This is a genomic window from Porphyromonas cangingivalis (assembly GCF_900638305.1).
GTDB lineage: Bacteria > Bacteroidota > Bacteroidia > Bacteroidales > Porphyromonadaceae > Porphyromonas_A > Porphyromonas_A cangingivalis.
In genome coordinates this window covers 1,931,011-1,949,265 of record NZ_LR134506.1, presented here as the reverse complement: position 1 = coordinate 1,949,265, position 18,255 = coordinate 1,931,011, and the positions used below count along the sequence as shown (strand labels likewise).

Genomic DNA, 18,255 nt, shown 5'->3' with positions numbered 1-18,255 from the left:
GAATAGGACACCACACCGACACATATCGGCATGCCATCCGTGTGGTTTTATACCATTATATATGCAAATACCCTGCCAAAGGGTCGACTCCACATGGAGCAACCATCTTTGGCAGAGCATATTGATTTTCTTGATCGGACATCACGGCGAGGCGAGAGTGACATACTCACCGGATACCATCATCCGTCATTCACTTGAAAGAAGCCACCTGAGGGACACGTCCGGCTTCGAGAATAGGAAGATTTGTCTCTGTCGGTATATAGATGACAGTCTTATCATTGAGATTGCCCTGCTGACGCACCCAAAGGTATTGGATGTATGCAGGAGTAAGACTACCATTTTCTATACGGATAGCCTCAGCCGCCCCTTTGGCACGCTCGATCTCCGCTTGCGCATTCAGTTTTTCGGCCTCAAGGTTGGCTTTTGCCTCCTCGATCTTTATCTTACGATTTTGTTCCGCCTGCATGAGCTCGGCCTTACCACTCATCTCCGCCCGCCAAACATTGTAAACGGGCAACCCGAACATCAGGATAGCCACGGCCAAAATGCCCAATAAAACGATGAAAACTATCCCCTTCGTTGCTGCTGTATTGATACTGTTATTCATAATATTCAATGGTTTTAACTTCCTTATAAACATCTACAAGTACCCCCTTATCTGCATCAAGATGAGCAGTAACAGAGACAATGACATTACCTTGAGTATCATACTCATAAGTATATCGAGCTTTGATCTGTCCCTCTTCGTTGAGTACCTCTATCAGGGTTGGTTCTCCCTCATCATTATACTTGACCTGTTCAACCCTCACGCCATCCCTAAGCGTATAGGCTTCGACCTTTTTTCCATTATCTCCATAGGTGTAGTGGTAAGTAAACTCTTGTGATGCAGCTTCGGGCTTGAGAATAATCTCTTTGATGATATGCCCGTGTTCGTTGTACTCTATTTGCTTGGTATAAAGCTCCTCTACCAACGAAAACTTATCAATCTCAACAGGTCTTTTGAGGTCATCAAATTTAGCCCTTATACGTGTTATGGGATCGCCCTCCAAATCCAACTTTTCACTTACAAGCGCAGAGTAGACTCTCTTTTCAACAAAACAGTCATTCTTATCATACTCATAAAATATGGTAGTTTGGATCATGTCGTCTGATTTGGGACGAGCGTGATAAGAGATAATCGAATCTTTGTCATTATACTTCATCACTCTTTCCTCCACAAGAGCTGAGTCTCCATTATGCACTTTGTATAGATCAATCTTGGTACAATTTCCCCGACTGTCGTACGAGTGGAATGCGTGCATTTTGATGCCATGATAAAGTTCCACGATCTCTCGAACTTTCCCATTCTTTCCATAAAAACAGGTCTTATTCACCTCTCCCAAACCTATAGAAGAAAGAAGACGACCATCATTATCGAATGACAAAGTAGCTGTTTTTCCAAGGGCCAAACCTTGCCCTGCTCTGGTATCGGGAATAAACTCTTCTATCTTGACCCCCTTCACTGCGCCACGATACCCCATCTTTTCGATGTCATTCTGAATACCATAAGCCCCTTCTTTCTTTGTAGAAGTGTTGCAAGCGGCAATCATCACACCAAGTATCAACGCACAAAAAAATACGCTTCTTTTCATAATCCTTATTGTAATTTGAAATTATTCTTCTTATCTCGCACTTTTTCTCTCCATTAGCTCCATTGAGAAGAGCCGATATCGAATTATTTAGCACAAAAATAATTAGAACTTAACGAAATGACAAATCTCACACATCCTTCAGATGGATAGTACAAGGGCTGTGCTTGCGACAATACAAGCACAGCCCTTACTGTATGTACGACGAGTCTTACTCGGATTTGTAATTCTTATCGTTACCGTTACGACGAGGAGGACGACCTTCGCCATTATTACGGCGAGGAGGACGCTCTTCGTAGCCTTCAGGCTTCTCGATGGTAGCCTTACGCGAGAGTCTGAACTTACCACTCTTAGGATCGATCTCAAGGAGCTTGACATCGACCTTTGCACCCGTATCGAGGCCTGTCTCTTCGATAGCTTCGTAACGCTTCCAGTCCACTTCGGAGATATGAAGGAGACCTTCCTTACCCGGCAAGAATTCGACAAATACCCCGTAAGGCATCACAGACTTCACCGTAGCGAGGTAAGTCTTACCGACTTCAGGGACGACGACGATAGCACTGATCATGCCGAGAGCCTTGTCGATAGAAGCCTTGTTGTTACTGCTGATCTCGATGACACCGACACCGTCAACCTCTTCGATATTGATGGTAGCACCACTCTCTTCCTGCATGCTCTGGATGATCTTACCACCAGGGCCGATGACAGCACCGATAAATTCTTTCGGAATAGTGAGCGACTCGATACGTGGAGCATGAGGCTTGAGATCCTCGCGAGGCTCAGCCATACACTCTGTGATCTTACCAAGGATGTGGAGACGTCCCTCTTTAGCTTGTGCGAGAGCGTTCTCAAGGATTTCGTACGAAAGTCCGTCCACCTTGATGTCCATCTGAGTGGCAGTGATACCATCCTTGGTACCTGTCACCTTGAAGTCCATATCGCCCAAGTGGTCTTCGTCACCGAGGATGTCGGAGAGGATGGCATAGTTCTGACCCTTATTCTCAGAGATAAGACCCATTGCGATACCGCTCACGGGACGCTTCATAGGCACACCTGCATCCATGAGGGCAAGCGTACCGGCACAGACTGTCGCCATCGAAGACGAACCATTCGACTCAAGGATGTCACTCATGACACGTACCACGTAAGGGTACTTCTCAGGGAGCATACGCTTGAGAGCTCGGTGAGCAAGATTACCGTGACCGATTTCACGACGGCCTACCCCTCTTTGTGGACGAGCTTCGCCCGTAGAGAATGGAGGGAAGTTGTAGTGAAGGAGGAATCTTTCCTTACCATAGTTGAGCACATCGTCGACGAGTTTCTCATCCGACTTTGTACCGAGGGTCACTGTGGTGAGTGACTGAGTCTCACCGCGAGTGAAGATCGACGAGCCGTGAGGACCGGGGAGACAGTCCACCTCTGTCCAGATAGGACGGATGGTACGAGTGTCACGACCATCGAGACGCTTACCATGGTCGAGGATGGCACGACGCATCGCTTCCTTCTCGACATCGTGATAATAACGAGCAATCATGCCGCCCTTAGCTTCGAGATCTTCTTCGGAGAACGAAGCCTTGTACTCGGTGATGATCGCTTCAAAAGCCTCTGCTCTCGCATGCTTGTCAGTACCCGACATCGCCACGGCAAAAGCCTTATCGTAGCACTTCGCACGGACATCCGCACGGAGTTCTTCATCATTTTCTTCGTGGCAGTAAGTACGCTTGACGGTCTTACCCACAGCCTCCTGAAGTTCGAGCTGCACACGGCACTGATCCTTGATCGCTTCGTGCGCCACCTTGATCGCTTCGAGGAGATCCGCCTCCTGCACTTCGTCCATCTCACCCTCGACCATCATGATATTGTCGATGGTGGCACCGACCATGATGTCCATGTCGGCCTTTTCGAGCTGTTCGAATGTAGGATTGACGACAAACTTACCCTCCAATCGAGCCACTCTCACTTCGGAGATAGGACCGTTGAATGGGATATCCGACACCGCAAGAGCAGCCGATGCTGCAAGACCTGCAAGCGCATCAGGCATATCCACACCGTCGGCGGAGAATAGTATAATGTTTACAAATACTTCAGCGTGATAGTCATCAGGGAAGAGGGGACGCAAAGCTCTGTCGACGAGACGACAAGTCAAGATTTCGTAGTCCGAAGCCCTACCCTCACGACGGGTAAAACCTCCGGGAAAACGTCCGATGGCGGAGAACTTCTCCTTATACTCTACCTGAAGAGGCATAAAATCAACGCCCGGATTGGCGTCTTTAGCAGCACAAACGGTTGCCAACAAAACGGTGTTGCCCATGCGAACCGTTACGGAACCATCAGCTTGCTTGGCAAGTTTGCCGGTCTCAATCGTAATGTTGCGACCATCGGCAAGTTGGATGGTTTTTGTGATTACGTTCATCATAAAAATAAATTGTTTATCCGATATAATTTTCTCATCTGTATATATATCCGTGCAAAGATAGGTAAAAGATTTATATATTTAAGGTGTAAGACTTCACAAAAACACCCCACCCGACAGAAAGCAGAGACACCACAAGCAATCGAAAAGGATATATAACTTGATGACGAAAGTCCCACAACTCAATTTTTGCCATTCATGAACATTTTTCCGAGACTCCGTTCAGGGAGCTTCGGATAGAGTCAGGGCAGAGTATCTCGCGATAAAAACGTACATTTGTGTCAGTAAGAAATTTGTAGCTACGTTTTTTATGCAGAAAAAGGCACTAATCACGGGTATCACGGGACAGGATGGGTCCTTCTTGGCGGAGTTTCTCCTCGAAAAAGGCTATGAGGTACACGGCATCATCCGTCGCTCCTCCTCATTCAACACCGGGCGCATCGAGCACCTTTACCTCGACGAGTGGGTCAGGGACATGAAGCGGAAGAAGCTCATCAACCTCCACTACGGAGACATGACGGACAGTTCGTCCCTCATCCGCATCATTCAGCACATCCGCCCCCACGAGATCTACAACCTCGCAGCGCAGAGCCATGTCAAAGTCAGTTTCGAAGTACCGGAGTATACTGCCGAAACGGATGCTGTCGGCACGCTTAGGTTGCTTGAGGCGGTGAGGATCCTCGGACTTGAGCGAGAGACGAGGATCTATCAAGCCTCGACATCGGAGCTTTATGGCAAGGTGCAGGAAGTCCCGCAGAGCGAGACCACCCCATTTTATCCTTGCTCGCCTTATGCCGTGGCGAAGCAGTACGCCTTCTGGATCACAAAGAATTATAGAGAGAGCTATGGGATGTTTGCCGTCAATGGCATCCTCTTCAACCACGAGAGCGAGCGTCGTGGGGAGACCTTCGTCACCCGAAAGATCACCCTTGCCGTAGCTCGTATAGCCGCCGGGCTTCAGGACAAACTCTATCTCGGCAACCTCAACGCCCTCCGTGACTGGGGGTATGCACGAGACTATGTCGAGTGTATGTGGCTCATGCTTCAGCACGATGAGCCGGAAGACTTCGTCATCGCCACCGGCGAACAGCACTCGGTACGTGAGTTTTGCGACAAAGCCTTTGCTTGCGTGGGCATCACCTTGCGCTGGGAAGGCACAGGAGTGGATGAGAAGGGTATAGACACCGCCACCGGTCGTGTACTTATAGAGGTAGATTCGAAGTACTTCAGACCAAGCGAGGTGGAGACTCTGCTGGGCGACCCCTCAAAGGCAAAAAAACTCTTGGACTGGGATCCCTCAAAGACTTCTTTCGACACCCTTGTCCGACTCATGGTCGACAGCGATATCGAGTATATCAAGGGGCACAGCGTACACAGACTCTAAGGACTTATGGACAAGGACTCAAAGATATATGTCGCCGGTCATCGTGGACTCGTGGGCTCGGCGATATGGCACAACCTCCAATCAAAAGGCTACACCCACCTGATCGGTCGCACCCATGCCGAATTGGACCTCATGGATCCTGCTGCAGTACGTGACTTCTTCGACCATGAACGTCCCGAATACGTCATCCTCGCCGCCGCTCATGTGGGTGGCATCATGGCCAACAATGTCTACCGTGCGGACTTCATCTTCAACAACATTCAGATCCAACAGAATGTGATCGGCGAGAGCTTCCGTCATGGGGTGAAGAAGCTACTCTTCTTGGGCAGCACCTGTATCTATCCTCGGGAAGCATCTCAGCCGATAGCGGAGACCGAGCTCCTCACCGCCCCCCTCGAATACACCAACGAACCCTATGCCATAGCAAAGATCGCAGGGCTCAAGCTCTGCGAGAGCTTCAACATACAGTATGGCACGAACTTCATCGCAGTCATGCCGACCAACCTCTACGGTCCTAACGACAACTTCGACCTTGAGCGAAGCCATGTCTTGCCTGCGATGATCCGCAAGATACACCTCGCTCACTGTCTCTCACACTCAGACATGGATGCCATCCGCAGAGACCTCACACGTCGACCGGTGGAGGGCATCGACGGTCAAGCCTCGGACGAAGCCATCACCACCCTCTTGGAGAAGTACGGCATCACGGCCGAAAGAGTCAATCTGTGGGGATCGGGGGCTCCCCTGAGAGAGTTTCTTTGGAGCGAAGACATGGCAGACGCATCGGTATTTGTCATGGAGCATGTGGACTTCAAGGACACGTACACCGACCCGAAGGAGATACGCAACTGCCACCTCAATATCGGTACGGGCAAAGAGATATCCATCAAAACGCTCTCGGAGACGATCCGTCGCACGGTAGGATACGAAGGAGAGATACACTTCGACACCTCGAAGCCCGACGGCACGATGCGCAAGCTCACCGATGTCTCCAAGCTCCACAATCTGGGTTGGCTCCACTCGGTCGAACTCGAGGAGGGCATCTCACGCCTCTATCGCTGGTACTTGGAGAACTGATCCGACAGCATCTTGCTTCATCCTTAAACCCCTCATCTCCGGAGATTTGACAACCACCACCGCTTGGTTTATTTCTTTTTTCACTAAATTAGCGACGAAGATCTATCTCTCGTCGTGGGACTGTCGTACCACCGACGACAAACGTGAGAAGATCGGGGGAGGTTGACAGACAACACAGACCGCAGGGTCGAGGGGGACATCTCATCGCCATATCTCACACAGGTAGACACTTCGCCGAGTAGTTGTACCACCGCATCCACGCTCACCTGCCGGGCAGAGGATGTCCAAGCCGGGCGCAGGATCGGTATTTGATCACATTTAGAAAATCTCAAGACTATGAAGAGAGCACTATTTGTCACCTTGTGTGTATTTTTAGGCCTATCCAACACCAAAGTATTTGCGAGCTGCACCTCCAAGCAGAGCCGCCCTCCCATCGAGGTAAAAATGTCGGGCAGTATCGACCACCAACGCTGTATCGCCGGACAGAAAGCCACTGTGACCTTCAACCGCTTTCCTGCGACGATGAAGGAGTTCGAACAAGTGCGTACACAGATAGGTACGGAGCCCCACGGTGCTGTCGCCCTTCAGGTCATGGCATATGAGATGTTCAGACGAGACAGAGACCTTGGGTTGAAGTGCATTGCCCTCAACAACGTATCCAACCACTCGGGCAAGGACAGCTCGCCCATCCGTCAGCTCACAAGCATCTTCCGTGAAGGCAATTCCGCACGCCCTTATCAGATGGCTTCTTTCCTCAAAGGAGCAACACCCGAAAACGGATACAACCCCACCAAACCCTACACGATAGAGGTCTTCTCCGACCAAGGTCGTGGCTATGAGGAGTCCAACGCATACCAAACAACGGTCGTACGTATGTACATCGTGACCTCCGGCCGTGACGACAAACAGGTGCCCATCTCTGTCGTGAAGACGTTCAAGCCCGACGAAAATAGCAACGGCACATACTTCATCGTCACAAGCAGTCCGCTATACTCTCGCTGCAAGGAGAAGTCCTTCCGAAACGAGTTCAAAGGACTTGACTGAAAAAGGGGTGAAAAAAAGTCGTTAGACTTAATAACGAAAGTCGTTAAAGGCGATACATCGCCTTTAACGACTTTTTTTGTCGCTTCCTACGACTTCTTTCGGAGAGGGGTTAGCTGTCTCCGTTGGCGACACCGAAGGGGATGTGGACGGCAGGGATGTGACCGAGAGCGTCAAGGTGCACCCTTTGGTCGTCGAAGAAGATGTGGGGCTTGAGCACATTGAGGATGCGAGACTTCTCGATACCGCCGAGGAAGAAGACTTCGTCCACTTCGACATCCAGCTCCCTGAGGGTGGTCACCACTCGCTCGTGCGCCGGTGCGTTGCGTGCCGTGACGATGGACGTCTTGAGGATACGCCGGTAGGTGTTGTCTCCCTCGTACTTATCACGCTCAAGCTTTTGGAAGACCGAGATCCGCTTGAGCAAGATCCCGATCGGGCCGAGGGCGAGAGGTAAGTTGGCAAAAGATTTCTCGTGATCCATATAGCTCGAGATGCCGTCGCTCTTGTAGACCTTCTCTGCGGAGTCGTCGGCGATGACACCGTCGAAGTCGAAAGCGATGCGGAGCTCGTTGTCGTCCTCTTCGTCGATGATCTCCTTGGCAAGGACGACCCCTGCGGCACAGCCCATACGGATGGCCTCCTCGACATCCCCTCTATTGGCAGAGAGGAAGAGGGCGGAGTTGAACGCCGGGAGGTACTGATAGTTGCTCTTGCCGGAGGAGAAGCAGGCTCTGGAGATGTTGAGCCCGTAGTGCTCGATGGAGCGGAATGCCCTCAGCCCTGTCTCGGGACTGTTTTTGGAGAAGAGGACGACCTCCACCGGCAGAAGTTCGGGGAAGGAGTCGTTGAGGCTCAGGAGTCGCTGAACAAAGGGAAAGGCCACCCCCTTCTCAAAAGGGGTGTCGATGTGCTTTGTCTGATACTTGCGGTACTCTTCTTCGCCGTGTGTGGTGAAGATGGCATCGGAGTCCAACATATTGAACAGTGCACTCGATGAGACGGCGATGACAAGCTTCTCTTCTATGGGATAAGGCATAGTGTTGTTGTTATTTTTAGGAGAGATGAGTCTGTTTCTTGGCACGAAAATAGTGAAACCCCTCGGATTGTGGAAATTCTGAAAGCAAAATGAGGGGGCAAGGCACCTTGTCCTTGGGACGAAGAAGAAGGGGCAGGATCGAAACCGTGTCCGATCCTGCCCCTTGGGTGTATAAAGTCCGTTTTTTTTATTGCCACTCAGACATCAGAAGCCGAAGGTCACACCGATGGTGGTGAGGCGTAGGTCAGGACCTTTGCCAGAGAGAAAGAGGCTCTGTGGGGTGTGCAACACCTGCACTCCGAATGAGCCGTAACCGATCCCACCTCCGATCTCGGGGATAAAATTGCTGAGGTTGCGATCTCCGTCGAAGTTGGTGCGTCCATCCTTGCGATCCCAAGCCTTGTAGCTGGAAGCGGTACGGATCTTGCCTGCAGCATAGCCATAGAGGAAGAATGAGCGTGCCTGTGGTATGGGTCTCCATGTGAAACGCCCATAGATATTGAAGTAGGTGGCACTGAGTCGGTTCTTGCCAAACTCCCGACCGACTTCGGGTGCGACCTCTTTGGTGATCCCATCGGCATCGCGACGGAGCGTGAAGTCGTCATAGAAGTGTATCTTGTTGAAGTCAAAGGAAGTCCCGAGACGGAACGAATGGCTCCTTTTGCTCAGCCTCCAAGAGAGTAGTCCCAAGGTGAATCTATAACTACCGGAGGAGTTGAGACGATCGAGGTCGCCGTGAAAGTTGTATTTGCCGTAGCCAAAACCAAGGGCTTCGACATCCCTCTTGTAGCGGTTGTTTTTCCTATGACCACCTTCGCTCCTGCTGAAGAACGGGATGCGGATCCTTTCGTTGAGGAAGCTCTGCTCTTCACTGCGATTGAGGTCGTAAGCCCCTCTGAACACCTGGCGAGCCTTGATGGTATCGCCATTGGCATTGATCCGTCTGACAGAGACATTGAAGCGGTTGCCCCTCTCATGCATCGTGATGAGCTTATCCTTTACCCTTATCGTCGTATCCTGAGCCATGGTGTTTTCATTGTGTGCAAAGAGTGCTGTCGTACTGAACAGGCAGGCCGCAGAGGCCAAAGCTATGGTAACAAGTCGTTTCATAATGATTTAGGTAGTGTTTAGGGTTTATTTTTTTATTATGTGTTTAATGTTTGCGCTTGGGTAGTCTCGTGACCTTTCGTCTGTCGGAAGACTTGCGATTGACCAGCTTTGCGATGGCCTTGCTGCTGACATTCCCCTGAAGGTAAGAGACGATGATGTGGTTGTCGTCGAAGACATAGCGATAGACAAGGTACACGGACTCTCCATCTTCCTGATGCAGGCGGTAAGCTGCGGAGATGAGATAGCCTTGGGCAAAGACCTCTTGTATGTCATCGGCGATGGATTTGTCGGTCTCTATCGTCTTCTCCATGTCTTGGACAAACTCCTTGGTAGGCTCGCTGATCTGAAGGATCGCCACATGCGTAAGGCTGTCTATGCCGTAGATGGCTTTGTCCTTGAGGGCATTGCCTTTGAGGTTGACGAAGGTGACCTTGCGGTGGCGAGCATACTTCTTGAACAGCTTGCCTATGGCGAAGTCATCGGGTGTCACCCCCGAAGGGGCCGCAAGAGCCGGGAGTGCGAGCAGTGCCATTAGGATCACGAGCATGGGCACTCTGATAAGTGATCGAAGTCGTCGTTGTGTCATATTCTCAGAATAAGAAGTTGGTTTGTAAAACATATTATACCGACACCGTCCTATACAAAAGGGCGTTTTTACCACTCTATCTCCTCAATGGGATCGTAGACTACCCCGGCAAGGAGTTCTTCGGCAAGGAGGATGGCTTCGTCCTCGGACTCTATCTGCTTCCCGGCCTGATACCCGAACTCTGAGGCAGGCAGAGACACACTGTCACCGGTCCATGGCTTGACGAGCAGGGTCAGCATGGCGGCCGCTGCGACCGATCCTATCGTAAGCCACCACACCTTGGTGCGAGACGGATGCAACTTCGGTGTCGAGGTCATCGCCTCCGAAGCAAAAGAAGCCCTCGCTGTCGCCGCTCCGCCCAGCATGACGAGTATAGCTCGCTCGGAGGAGGAGAGACCGTCGGCAGGACGAGACTCCAGTTCGCGTAGGAGGAGCTCCTCCTCTTGGGTCGTCGTCGTACCGTCGAGGTACTTTTCGAGTAAAGTGGTGTATGTCGTATTCTCTTTCATTTTTTCGGTGTCTGTCGTTGTTGTGTCAGATGAGAGGAAGGAGGTATTCACGAAGCTGTCGGCGTGCACGACTGAGATGGTTGTGTACGGCATCTACCCGGATGTTGAGGAGCTTGGCTATCTCTTCGTTGGGATACCCTTGTAGCTCATGCAGTTCGTAGACTCGTCTTCGGAGCTCGGGGAGGGTGGATATCGCTTGCCTGAGGAGTTCGCTCAACTCATAACGCTCCAAGCCCTCAGTGCTTGCTGTCGTCACCTGCCTCTCGTCGAGTGTCTGAGTGCGTGAAGCCCTCAGGTCATCGATGATGAGGTGGTGCAGGAGGGTATGACAGTAAGCTGCCATCGAACGCACTTCGTCCAACTTATCCCTCGACTGCCACAGACGGAGGAAGAGCTCGCTCACCGCATCTTCGGCGCGCTCCTTGTCTCCGTCGTACATCGACAGAGCCTTCCGCTGCAGGTCGGGACGCAAGCCCGCCACTTCTATGACAAACCTCTTTTGTTCCATCGTTATACCCTAAAGACGAACGAGCCGAGTCAAACCTATCATCGGCAAGAGAAGTTTTTTCGTGTTTTTCCGTAATATATGTGTTAATACATTGGTAAAGAGGCCAAAAAGGATGTGTTATTTTTGGGCAGAAGAAGCCGGTTCTCGCCCCATGATGCGATTGACAACGAGGGCAATGGCACCGTCACCGGTCACATTACAAGCCGTACCGAAGCTATCCATGGCTATATAAAGGGCGATCATGAGGGCTTGTGCAGCCTCATCGAAGCCGAGCATCGACTGCAAGATCCCCAGACACGCCATGATCGCACCGCCGGGCACTCCGGGAGCCGCCACCATCGTCACACCGAGCATGAGGATGAAGCCCGAGAAGCTCCCGAACTCTATCGGCATCCCCAGCATCATCATGAGTGCGAGTGAGCACGCCACGATTTTCAGCGTGCTTCCGGAGAGGTGTATCGTCGCACAGAGGGGGATGACAAATCCCGCCACATCATCCGCCACGCCATTACGTTTGGACTGTTCGAGCGAGACCGGGATGGTCGCGGCAGATGACTGTGTGCCAAGGGCTGTGAAGTAAGCCGGCATCATCGTAGCCAGGAGGCGGAAGGGGTTGCGCTTCACAACCAACCCTGCGATACAGTATTGGAAGATGAGCAACCCGATATGGAGCAAGAAGATGAGCCCGATGATCTTCACGAAGACCGAAAGGATCTCAAACACTTTTCCGCTATAAGTCATGTCGAGGAAGATACCGAAGATGTATAGGGGCAACAAGGGGATGATCACCGCACCTATCGTCTTCGTGATGATGTCCTTGAAGTCCGAACAAGCCCCCTTGAGCGAGACACTGCCTATCGAAGCCATCCCCAACCCGAGGACAAAGGCAAGGATGAGTGCCGTCATCACTCCCATGGCCGGCGGGATGGAGACCTTGAAGTAAGGAGCCAGAGCCCCCGACGAAGCGTCTATGCTCTTGAGTGCGCCCTGTTCTATCATGCTCGGGAAGAGACTTATCCCCATGGCATAGGACAAGAAGCCTGCCACGATCGTTGCCCCGTAAGCGATGACGACGGTGATCAGCAGGATACGCCCGGCCTTGTTGCCGATCTCCGCTATCGCCACCGACACGAGCGCGAGGATGATCAGCGGGATGATGAAGCTGAGAAACTCTCCAAAGAGTCCGTTGATGGTCACGAAGATACGCACCAATGCTTCGGGCAAAAACTGCCCAAAAGTGATACCAAGGATGATGGCGATGATGATCCGAGGGAGTAGCCCTATACGTATAGCTTTCATAAGTATATGTTTGGTTAGTCGATTTTATGTCTCCAAAGATAGCACTAAATCACCTATCCATCCACTAAGAAGTACGACGGATCGGATCGTGCGGAACGCCTTCCTTGCAATGTGTACTATCTCGGGGGTAGGGCTCTCCGCTTGCCAACGGTCGGTTAGGGAGATGACGAAGTCGGAGCGTAGTGCCCTAAAGTTGGATTTGAATCTGACCAAAGAGGTAAAAAGACTATAATTCAAAAGTCGTCCATGATTTGCTCAAAACTGATTACTTTGGAAAGCAACATTGCTTTTTCTTTCTCATCAATTTTTTCACCACAAACTTTTTCTAGTTTTTGAAGTCTACTTATGAGATTGGGGATGTTTGATTTTTTAGACACAATAATGTAATCAATATCTTCTACTCTAAATTTGAATGGCTCTTCTTTGGAAAATTTCTTTGGAGGTGTCTTGGATTTATTGTCATTTGATAATTCGCCACGCCATTTATCGTATTCTTCTTCGTTTGTAAACCATGGTTGATCCACAGAATTTTCCACTGTAATACGCCACTCACATTCGTCGTATGCATTGTGTTTTTCACCGTTATGAGTGTAAACATCCCTCTTCAAAAAACCAAATATGATATTCGTAGGGTTTTTGGAAAATAATCCCTCATATGAGAATAAACGAGGATCGTTCTCGATTAGATAAGTTACGGGAGCAATGTTATATTTATGATTCTGTGAGATGATGGATTTTTTAGATAAGCCGATAGCAGACGTACCATACTTCCCACGATGCTCTTCGCTATGAGTTATGGGAATATCACAAAATGATATCATAGGAGCTCCTATAAAAACTTTATCGGAAATAGATTCCTTACAAAACGAAAAACGTAGCCCCTCTTCAATGATCTTATATAACAAGTTTACATTTTCTGTATAGTGAAAAAAGGCAGATGTATGGCTATTTTTCTTCATAGAAGACTCCTAGGTTTATTTGAGACCTTTCAAATTAATAAACAATTAAAAGAGGATAATAATCAATCAGACAAGTTCACAGTGCATCAGTTACTTTTGAATCACATATCATATAACCCCCATCACAAATATAATAACTTAAAGATATTTTAGGAAATGACGACTCTCTTCTTTTTAATTTTAGAGTTTAGAGACATAGAATATGTGAGAGAGGGATGTTAACGAAAAAGTTGTAGAAAGCAACAAAAAAGGTTGTCTAACTTGATGCGACGAGTTAGACAACCTTCGTCATTGAGATTAGACAACCTTTTTCGATAAGTCGGACGAGCAGAGTCAAACTGCGTTTGACTCTGCCGTGACGAGAAAAAGACTGTGGAGAAAAACAGTCCTTTTTTGCACCCGCCATGAAGGTATCGATGTAGGGAGGGCTGAAAGAGGAAGAAAAAGAACTTCGGTCTGCGATATTTTTTATAAATTGTGCGATGTATTATCCAAAATCAGTGACTATGAGAGCAGTCTATGCGTTATTGGTATGCCTTTTGTCCGGTGTCGTGAGCCTCAGGGCAGGAGCCTTTTCCTGCCGTCTACGAGACTTATGGGAACTATGCGAAGGAGGACAAGGAGGATGAGACCAGAGGACAGCAAACGTGGATATGCTTCGACCTTGAGCTTTGGGAAGAAGATCAAGACCTATAAGGCAGCGGTCTTCAAACTCCTGCGCTACTATATCTCGGATCCGATAGGTTACTACAATATGCAGAATCCCGATGCTCCGGCCGAACTGATAGACGCCTCCAAGGAGAGCTTCATGGAGACATTCGTAAACATCGAAAAGTAAAGACATCAAAACATTATGAAACCAATGAGACAATTATTCCTTCTATTCGCAACCCTATGCTCGATGACACTGACCACGGTGAGGGCACAAGATACCTTCAGGGCATTTTATGACACCTCATGTTCGTTCAAGAAGGGCTCGTCGGTATTCGAAGAGAAAAACGAGCTCAATAGGGACAGTGTCACCTACCCCTGTGCCCTTGAAATCCGTGCTGATAAGTCCTACTTCTACAATTATGCAAAGATGCTCCGTGACTCGACTGCCAAAGCCGTATTCACCGAGACAAACGATGCCTTGATGGCTTTTTCGGCAGCTCGAAAGTACAAGGCAGGCGGTCCGCAGATGACTGTCCGAAACCTCTTCGGTGACCTCAAATGTACGACCACTCATGAGATACTCAGAGACTATTACAGCTATGAGGAAGAATTGATCCGCCCCGAATGGACGATAGATGAGAGCATCACCGAGGTCAAGAGCGGATACAAGTGTCACCTTGCAACAGCCCAATACCTCGGTCGACAGTGGACTGTGTGGTACACACCCGAGATCCCCACATCAGCAGGGCCGTGGAAGCTCTGGGGACTACCGGGGCTCATTGTGGATGCCAGAGACGACAGTGGGAGGTTCTCCTTCGAGATGACGTCTTTCGGTAAGATTGCACCCGAGATGATGACCGAAGATGTCACCAAATATATGATCAAAGGCGACATAAAGACGGACACAAAGGCAAAGGTGCTCAAGCTCTTGGGGGCTTACGTCTCCAACCCCATGACCTTCATGGCCATGAAAGATCCGAACAAAAAAATCCGCATCGGTAACCCTGATGGCACACCGATAGATAATTCCGAATTCACCACCGAGTTTGAGTACATCGAACTCAAAGACTGACATTCACCACAAAATATCGTATCATGAGACGAATAGCCCAACAGATCATTCTCTTTCTGCTTGCGTACTTGGCAAGTCACACAGCAATGGCTCAAGATGCCTTCAGAGCTATTTATGAGACGAAAGGATACTACATCCGAGAGTGGGCAGAGCAAGGACACAAGGCCCCAACCGCCTTGGAGATCTATCCTGACAGGACATTCTTCTATGACATGACCATCGTTGCGAGGGACTCCGTCACCCGTATGGAGTTCGACAAAAGCAACGATCTCGATTTGGCAATGAGGGAGGGCAAAAAGTACAATAGTCCCTCGCTCGAAATGCTGATCAATACGCATTTCGACACCAACAAGAGGACGGTCACCCACGTCATCCACTCCGACTATCACACCTATACCGAGCCCATGGAACGCATCGACTGGCAGATAGATGACACCGTCACGGAGACCAAGGGCGGTTATCCCTGCTTCCGCGCGACAGCCACCGTCCTCGGTCGTCAGTGGACGGTCTGGTACACCCCCGAAGTACCTACGCCTGCGGGACCATGGAAGCTGTGGGGATTGCCGGGGCTCATCGTCGAAGCCACAGAGTCAGAGGGGTTGTTCGCCTTCTCCCTCTCTTCGTTTGAGCAACTCAAACCCGAAGATCGCCGAGAAGACTGCCGAAAGTTCCTGCTTGTCGGGGATGCCAAGGAGGGCAAGCGCAAAGACATCCGTAAGCTCCTTCGCCTCTACCACACCGACCCTGCCACATATCTCAACATGATCTACCCGGGAGGTACGCTCATCCTTCAGGACAACGAGGGGAAGACGCTCACTCCCGAAGAGGTACGCCATAAGTTTGTCGACATAGAGCAATAACAGAGACAGTACACGAGATCATCCCCAAGGCTTCCCCATCAGCTTCTTTGCTATTGGCTGTAAGCATCAAGGGACTTACCACCGAAATACCAACTTGAAACAAGTCTATGAAAAAGAAAGTAAATGCACTCTTTATCCTCACACTGCTGAGCATCATGAGCGTTCACACACAAGCACAAGAGGCCTTCAAGGCTATCTACGAGACCAAAGGACACTACATCCGAGAGTGGGCAGAGAGAGGTCGCAGTGCTCCCACGGTACTGGAGATCCACCCCGACAGGACGTTCTTCTACGATATGGCACGTCTCGCTTCGGACTCCACCCTCTATGTGACCCTCCAAGAGACCCAAGACACCCAAAAGGCGATCCACGAAGCACTCAAGATGAACAACCGCTCGCTGGAGGTGATGATACGCAGTGTCTTCGAGACCGGTCGTAGAGAAGTGACCCAAGCCATCCACTTCGACTACCACTCCTACACCGAGTCCATGGAGCGGATCGACTGGCAGATAGACGACACCGTCACGGAGACCAAGAGCGGTTACCCTTGTCACCCTGCCACAGCCACCTTCCTCGGTCGTCGCTGGACGGCTTGGTACACGCCCGAAGTCCCCACACCGGCCGGGCCATGGAAGCTATGGGGGCTGCCCGGGCTCATCGTCGAAGCCTCGGAGGCAGAGGGGTTGTTCGCCTTCTCCCTCTCTTCGTTCGAAAAACTGAATCCCGAGGAGAGTCAAGAGGGCTTCAAGAAATACATGAGCATCGGAGAGGTCAAAGAAGGCCGGCGTAAGGACATCCTGAGACTCCTCGGGCTCTACTTCGGTGACCCTGCATCATTCTTACGGATGCGTTACCCGGGACAGCAGGTCATCCTCGAAGATGGAGAGGGTAAGTCGCTCACGCCCGAAGAGATACGGAGCAAGGTCGCACATATAGAGCAATGATGTTCTTTGCCCGAGCCTCACAGATCACTCATGGATGAAGTGTCCTCTCGATCCGATCATCGGCGTTTTTGTCCGGTGACGGAATGTATTCTGTCGGGGCTCAGAAAAGATTCTGTCACCTATCGGAAGGTGTTCCGTCCCATGACGGAGCGTGACGGGGAGAAGACCATGCCGTCGACACTTTCGTTAGATTCGATAGATTTCTCCGATGCCAAGGATTTATATTTGCGGTACAACCAATACCAAATGCAACTATGAAAACGACTTACATCACCACCCTTACCCTCCTGCTTGCCCTTTTGGCAAGTAGCATCGTGCAGGCACAAAAGTCCTCCTCCACGGTCTTCAAAGCGATCTATGAGATGAAAGGCACCTACTTTGCAGAGAAAATCAAAGATAGGGATAAGATCCCGGTATCACCCATGGCATTGGAAATCTATCCCGATAAGTCTTTCTTTTACAGCATGCCACGTATGGCGCAGGACTCCATCACACATGCCGTATATGAGGCAACAAATGACGAGGCCAAGGCTCAGCAGGAGGGCAACAAGGTCTCGAACCGAAGTATGGATCTCCACGTCCTTTCGTCCTTCGAGACCGGGCAATCGGTCGTCACCCAAGCCATCAACTTCGACTACTACAAGTACGAAGAAGAGATGATCCGCCCCGAATGGGTCATCGACGAGAGCGTGACGGAGACCAAGAGCGGGTACAAGTGTCACAAGGCGACAGCCGATTACCTCGGCAGAGCATGGACGGCATGGTTCACACCCGAAGTCCCCACTCCGGCAGGTCCATGGAAACTCTGGGGACTGCCCGGCCTCATCGTCGAAGCCTCCGAAGCTGACGGCATCTACTCTTTTTCGTTGTCTTCGTTTGCACCCATGGATGAGAAGGACAGCAAGATCGATTGCGACAAGTATCTTGTCCTCGGAGCGGTGAAGAAGGACACCAAAGCGAAGGTGACAAAGCTGTTGCAATTATTTGTCACGGATATGCAAAAGTTCTTCCAGATGATCTTCCCCGGCGCGAAGGTCATCATTCAGGATCGGGACGGTAATAAGCTCAAGGGCGAAGAGCTCCGCGACAAGTTCGTGAACATCGAGCGGTAGTGAGCCGAACAAGTTATACAAAGGTCGAAAACGAGTTAGACAACCTTTTTGAGACCAAAG

20 protein-coding genes are annotated in these 18,255 nt (G+C 50.3%); 9 read left to right on the top strand and 11 right to left on the bottom strand.

From position 1 onward, the window contains the following. Window positions 1-190: 190 nt before the first annotated feature. The 3 genes from EL262_RS08020 to pnp all read right to left on the bottom strand — a co-directional run bounded on the left by EL262_RS08020 (window position 191) and on the right by pnp (window position 4,044). Window positions 191-616, bottom strand: coding sequence for an SPFH domain-containing protein (locus EL262_RS08020; protein WP_420874815.1), 426 nt, complete (start codon window positions 614-616; stop codon window positions 191-193). Further along, window positions 600-1,631 carry a hypothetical protein gene (locus EL262_RS08015; protein ID WP_126464405.1) on the bottom strand — a complete coding sequence of 344 codons (1,032 nt, stop codon included), beginning with the start codon at window positions 1,629-1,631 and terminating at the stop codon, window positions 600-602. The genes EL262_RS08020 and EL262_RS08015 overlap by 17 nt, the downstream gene beginning before the upstream one ends. Window positions 1,632-1,839: 208 nt before the next feature. Beyond that, on the bottom strand, window positions 1,840-4,044 hold the full coding sequence (gene pnp / locus EL262_RS08010) for a polyribonucleotide nucleotidyltransferase (RefSeq protein ID WP_036846741.1): 2,205 nt from the start codon (window positions 4,042-4,044) through the stop codon (window positions 1,840-1,842). A 307-nt stretch (window positions 4,045-4,351) separates the two neighbouring features. Here pnp and gmd point away from each other — a divergent pair, with 307 nt between their 5' ends. The 4 genes from gmd (at window position 4,352) to EL262_RS07995 (ending at window position 7,546) form a co-directional block, all read left to right on the top strand. Further along, window positions 4,352-5,425: a GDP-mannose 4,6-dehydratase gene (gmd, locus tag EL262_RS08005; RefSeq protein WP_025836573.1), complete on the top strand. Its 1,074-nt coding sequence runs from the start codon at window positions 4,352-4,354 to the stop codon at window positions 5,423-5,425. A gap of 6 nt (window positions 5,426-5,431) precedes the next feature. Then, window positions 5,432-6,502: a GDP-L-fucose synthase family protein gene (locus EL262_RS08000; protein ID WP_025836571.1), complete on the top strand. Its 1,071-nt coding sequence runs from the start codon at window positions 5,432-5,434 to the stop codon at window positions 6,500-6,502. 162 nt (window positions 6,503-6,664) lie between these two features. Next, the gene (locus EL262_RS10075) at window positions 6,665-6,814 is read left to right on the top strand and encodes a hypothetical protein (protein ID WP_156105868.1); all 150 of its coding nucleotides are present in this window, start codon (window positions 6,665-6,667) and stop codon (window positions 6,812-6,814) included. A 24-nt stretch (window positions 6,815-6,838) separates the two neighbouring features. Next, window positions 6,839-7,546: a DUF6935 domain-containing protein gene (locus tag EL262_RS07995; protein WP_025836570.1), complete on the top strand. Its 708-nt coding sequence runs from the start codon at window positions 6,839-6,841 to the stop codon at window positions 7,544-7,546. Between the two features lie 109 nt (window positions 7,547-7,655). Here the strand turns inward: EL262_RS07995 and EL262_RS07990 are convergent, their stop codons facing one another. The 8 genes from EL262_RS07990 to EL262_RS07955 form a co-directional block, all read right to left on the bottom strand. Further along, on the bottom strand, window positions 7,656-8,582 hold the full coding sequence (locus EL262_RS07990) for a 5'-nucleotidase (protein WP_078735453.1): 927 nt from the start codon (window positions 8,580-8,582) through the stop codon (window positions 7,656-7,658). 204 nt (window positions 8,583-8,786) lie between these two features. Next, on the bottom strand, window positions 8,787-9,692 hold the full coding sequence (locus EL262_RS07985; RefSeq protein WP_025836568.1) for a hypothetical protein: 906 nt from the start codon (window positions 9,690-9,692) through the stop codon (window positions 8,787-8,789). 43 nt (window positions 9,693-9,735) lie between these two features. Continuing rightward, on the bottom strand, window positions 9,736-10,278 hold the full coding sequence (locus tag EL262_RS07980; RefSeq protein WP_126464404.1) for a DUF6108 family protein: 543 nt from the start codon (window positions 10,276-10,278) through the stop codon (window positions 9,736-9,738). Window positions 10,279-10,346: 68 nt separating this feature from the next. Then, the gene (locus EL262_RS07975) at window positions 10,347-10,787 is read right to left on the bottom strand and encodes a hypothetical protein (protein WP_036853265.1); all 441 of its coding nucleotides are present in this window, start codon (window positions 10,785-10,787) and stop codon (window positions 10,347-10,349) included. Window positions 10,788-10,812: 25 nt separating this feature from the next. Next, the gene (locus EL262_RS07970) at window positions 10,813-11,295 is read right to left on the bottom strand and encodes an RNA polymerase sigma factor (RefSeq protein ID WP_036853264.1); all 483 of its coding nucleotides are present in this window, start codon (window positions 11,293-11,295) and stop codon (window positions 10,813-10,815) included. A 117-nt stretch (window positions 11,296-11,412) separates the two neighbouring features. After that, window positions 11,413-12,594 carry a dicarboxylate/amino acid:cation symporter gene (locus tag EL262_RS07965; protein WP_078735452.1) on the bottom strand — a complete coding sequence of 394 codons (1,182 nt, stop codon included), beginning with the start codon at window positions 12,592-12,594 and terminating at the stop codon, window positions 11,413-11,415. 24 nt (window positions 12,595-12,618) lie between these two features. Then, entirely contained in the window at window positions 12,619-12,807 is a 189-nt protein-coding gene (locus EL262_RS07960) for a hypothetical protein (RefSeq protein ID WP_126464403.1), read from the bottom strand. A 20-nt stretch (window positions 12,808-12,827) separates the two neighbouring features. Next, window positions 12,828-13,553: an abortive infection system antitoxin AbiGi family protein gene (locus tag EL262_RS07955; RefSeq protein ID WP_025836558.1), complete on the bottom strand. Its 726-nt coding sequence runs from the start codon at window positions 13,551-13,553 to the stop codon at window positions 12,828-12,830. Window positions 13,554-14,178: 625 nt separating this feature from the next. Between EL262_RS07955 and EL262_RS07950 the strand changes: the two genes are divergently transcribed. The 5 genes from EL262_RS07950 to EL262_RS07930 all read left to right on the top strand — a co-directional run bounded on the left by EL262_RS07950 (window position 14,179) and on the right by EL262_RS07930 (window position 18,195). Then, complete coding sequence (locus EL262_RS07950; RefSeq protein ID WP_025836556.1) at window positions 14,179-14,391, top strand: hypothetical protein; 213 nt, start codon at window positions 14,179-14,181, stop codon at window positions 14,389-14,391. A 24-nt stretch (window positions 14,392-14,415) separates the two neighbouring features. Beyond that, window positions 14,416-15,279 (top strand): GLPGLI family protein, encoded by an 864-nt coding sequence (locus tag EL262_RS07945; protein ID WP_159100478.1) that lies wholly within the window; start codon window positions 14,416-14,418, stop codon window positions 15,277-15,279. A gap of 23 nt (window positions 15,280-15,302) precedes the next feature. Next, entirely contained in the window at window positions 15,303-16,139 is an 837-nt protein-coding gene (locus EL262_RS07940; protein ID WP_078735450.1) for a GLPGLI family protein, read from the top strand. Window positions 16,140-16,246: 107 nt separating this feature from the next. Further along, complete coding sequence (locus tag EL262_RS07935) at window positions 16,247-17,083, top strand: GLPGLI family protein (protein WP_078735449.1); 837 nt, start codon at window positions 16,247-16,249, stop codon at window positions 17,081-17,083. A 254-nt stretch (window positions 17,084-17,337) separates the two neighbouring features. Next, window positions 17,338-18,195, top strand: coding sequence for a GLPGLI family protein (locus EL262_RS07930; RefSeq protein WP_025836547.1), 858 nt, complete (start codon window positions 17,338-17,340; stop codon window positions 18,193-18,195). Window positions 18,196-18,255 lie beyond the last annotated feature (60 nt).

What these genes read in the sequence shown, in the direction of transcription:
- EL262_RS08015 (WP_126464405.1), bottom strand. Translation starts at nt 1,631, where the DNA reads ATGAAAAGAAGCGTATTTTTTTGTGCGTTGATACTTGGTGTGATGATT.
- pnp (WP_036846741.1), bottom strand. Translation starts at nt 4,044, where the DNA reads ATGATGAACGTAATCACAAAAACCATCCAACTTGCCGATGGTCGCAAC.
- gmd (WP_025836573.1), top strand. Translation starts at nt 4,352, where the DNA reads ATGCAGAAAAAGGCACTAATCACGGGTATCACGGGACAGGATGGGTCC.
- EL262_RS08000 (WP_025836571.1), top strand. Translation starts at nt 5,432, where the DNA reads ATGGACAAGGACTCAAAGATATATGTCGCCGGTCATCGTGGACTCGTG.
- EL262_RS07995 (WP_025836570.1), top strand. Translation starts at nt 6,839, where the DNA reads ATGAAGAGAGCACTATTTGTCACCTTGTGTGTATTTTTAGGCCTATCC.
- EL262_RS07990 (WP_078735453.1), bottom strand. Translation starts at nt 8,582, where the DNA reads ATGCCTTATCCCATAGAAGAGAAGCTTGTCATCGCCGTCTCATCGAGT.
- EL262_RS07985 (WP_025836568.1), bottom strand. Translation starts at nt 9,692, where the DNA reads ATGAAACGACTTGTTACCATAGCTTTGGCCTCTGCGGCCTGCCTGTTC.
- EL262_RS07980 (WP_126464404.1), bottom strand. Translation starts at nt 10,278, where the DNA reads ATGACACAACGACGACTTCGATCACTTATCAGAGTGCCCATGCTCGTG.
- EL262_RS07975 (WP_036853265.1), bottom strand. Translation starts at nt 10,787, where the DNA reads ATGAAAGAGAATACGACATACACCACTTTACTCGAAAAGTACCTCGAC.
- EL262_RS07970 (WP_036853264.1), bottom strand. Translation starts at nt 11,295, where the DNA reads ATGGAACAAAAGAGGTTTGTCATAGAAGTGGCGGGCTTGCGTCCCGAC.
- EL262_RS07965 (WP_078735452.1), bottom strand. Translation starts at nt 12,594, where the DNA reads ATGAAAGCTATACGTATAGGGCTACTCCCTCGGATCATCATCGCCATC.
- EL262_RS07955 (WP_025836558.1), bottom strand. Translation starts at nt 13,553, where the DNA reads ATGAAGAAAAATAGCCATACATCTGCCTTTTTTCACTATACAGAAAAT.
- EL262_RS07950 (WP_025836556.1), top strand. Translation starts at nt 14,179, where the DNA reads ATGAGACCAGAGGACAGCAAACGTGGATATGCTTCGACCTTGAGCTTT.
- EL262_RS07945 (WP_159100478.1), top strand. Translation starts at nt 14,416, where the DNA reads ATGAGACAATTATTCCTTCTATTCGCAACCCTATGCTCGATGACACTG.
- EL262_RS07940 (WP_078735450.1), top strand. Translation starts at nt 15,303, where the DNA reads ATGAGACGAATAGCCCAACAGATCATTCTCTTTCTGCTTGCGTACTTG.
- EL262_RS07935 (WP_078735449.1), top strand. Translation starts at nt 16,247, where the DNA reads ATGAAAAAGAAAGTAAATGCACTCTTTATCCTCACACTGCTGAGCATC.
- EL262_RS07930 (WP_025836547.1), top strand. Translation starts at nt 17,338, where the DNA reads ATGAAAACGACTTACATCACCACCCTTACCCTCCTGCTTGCCCTTTTG.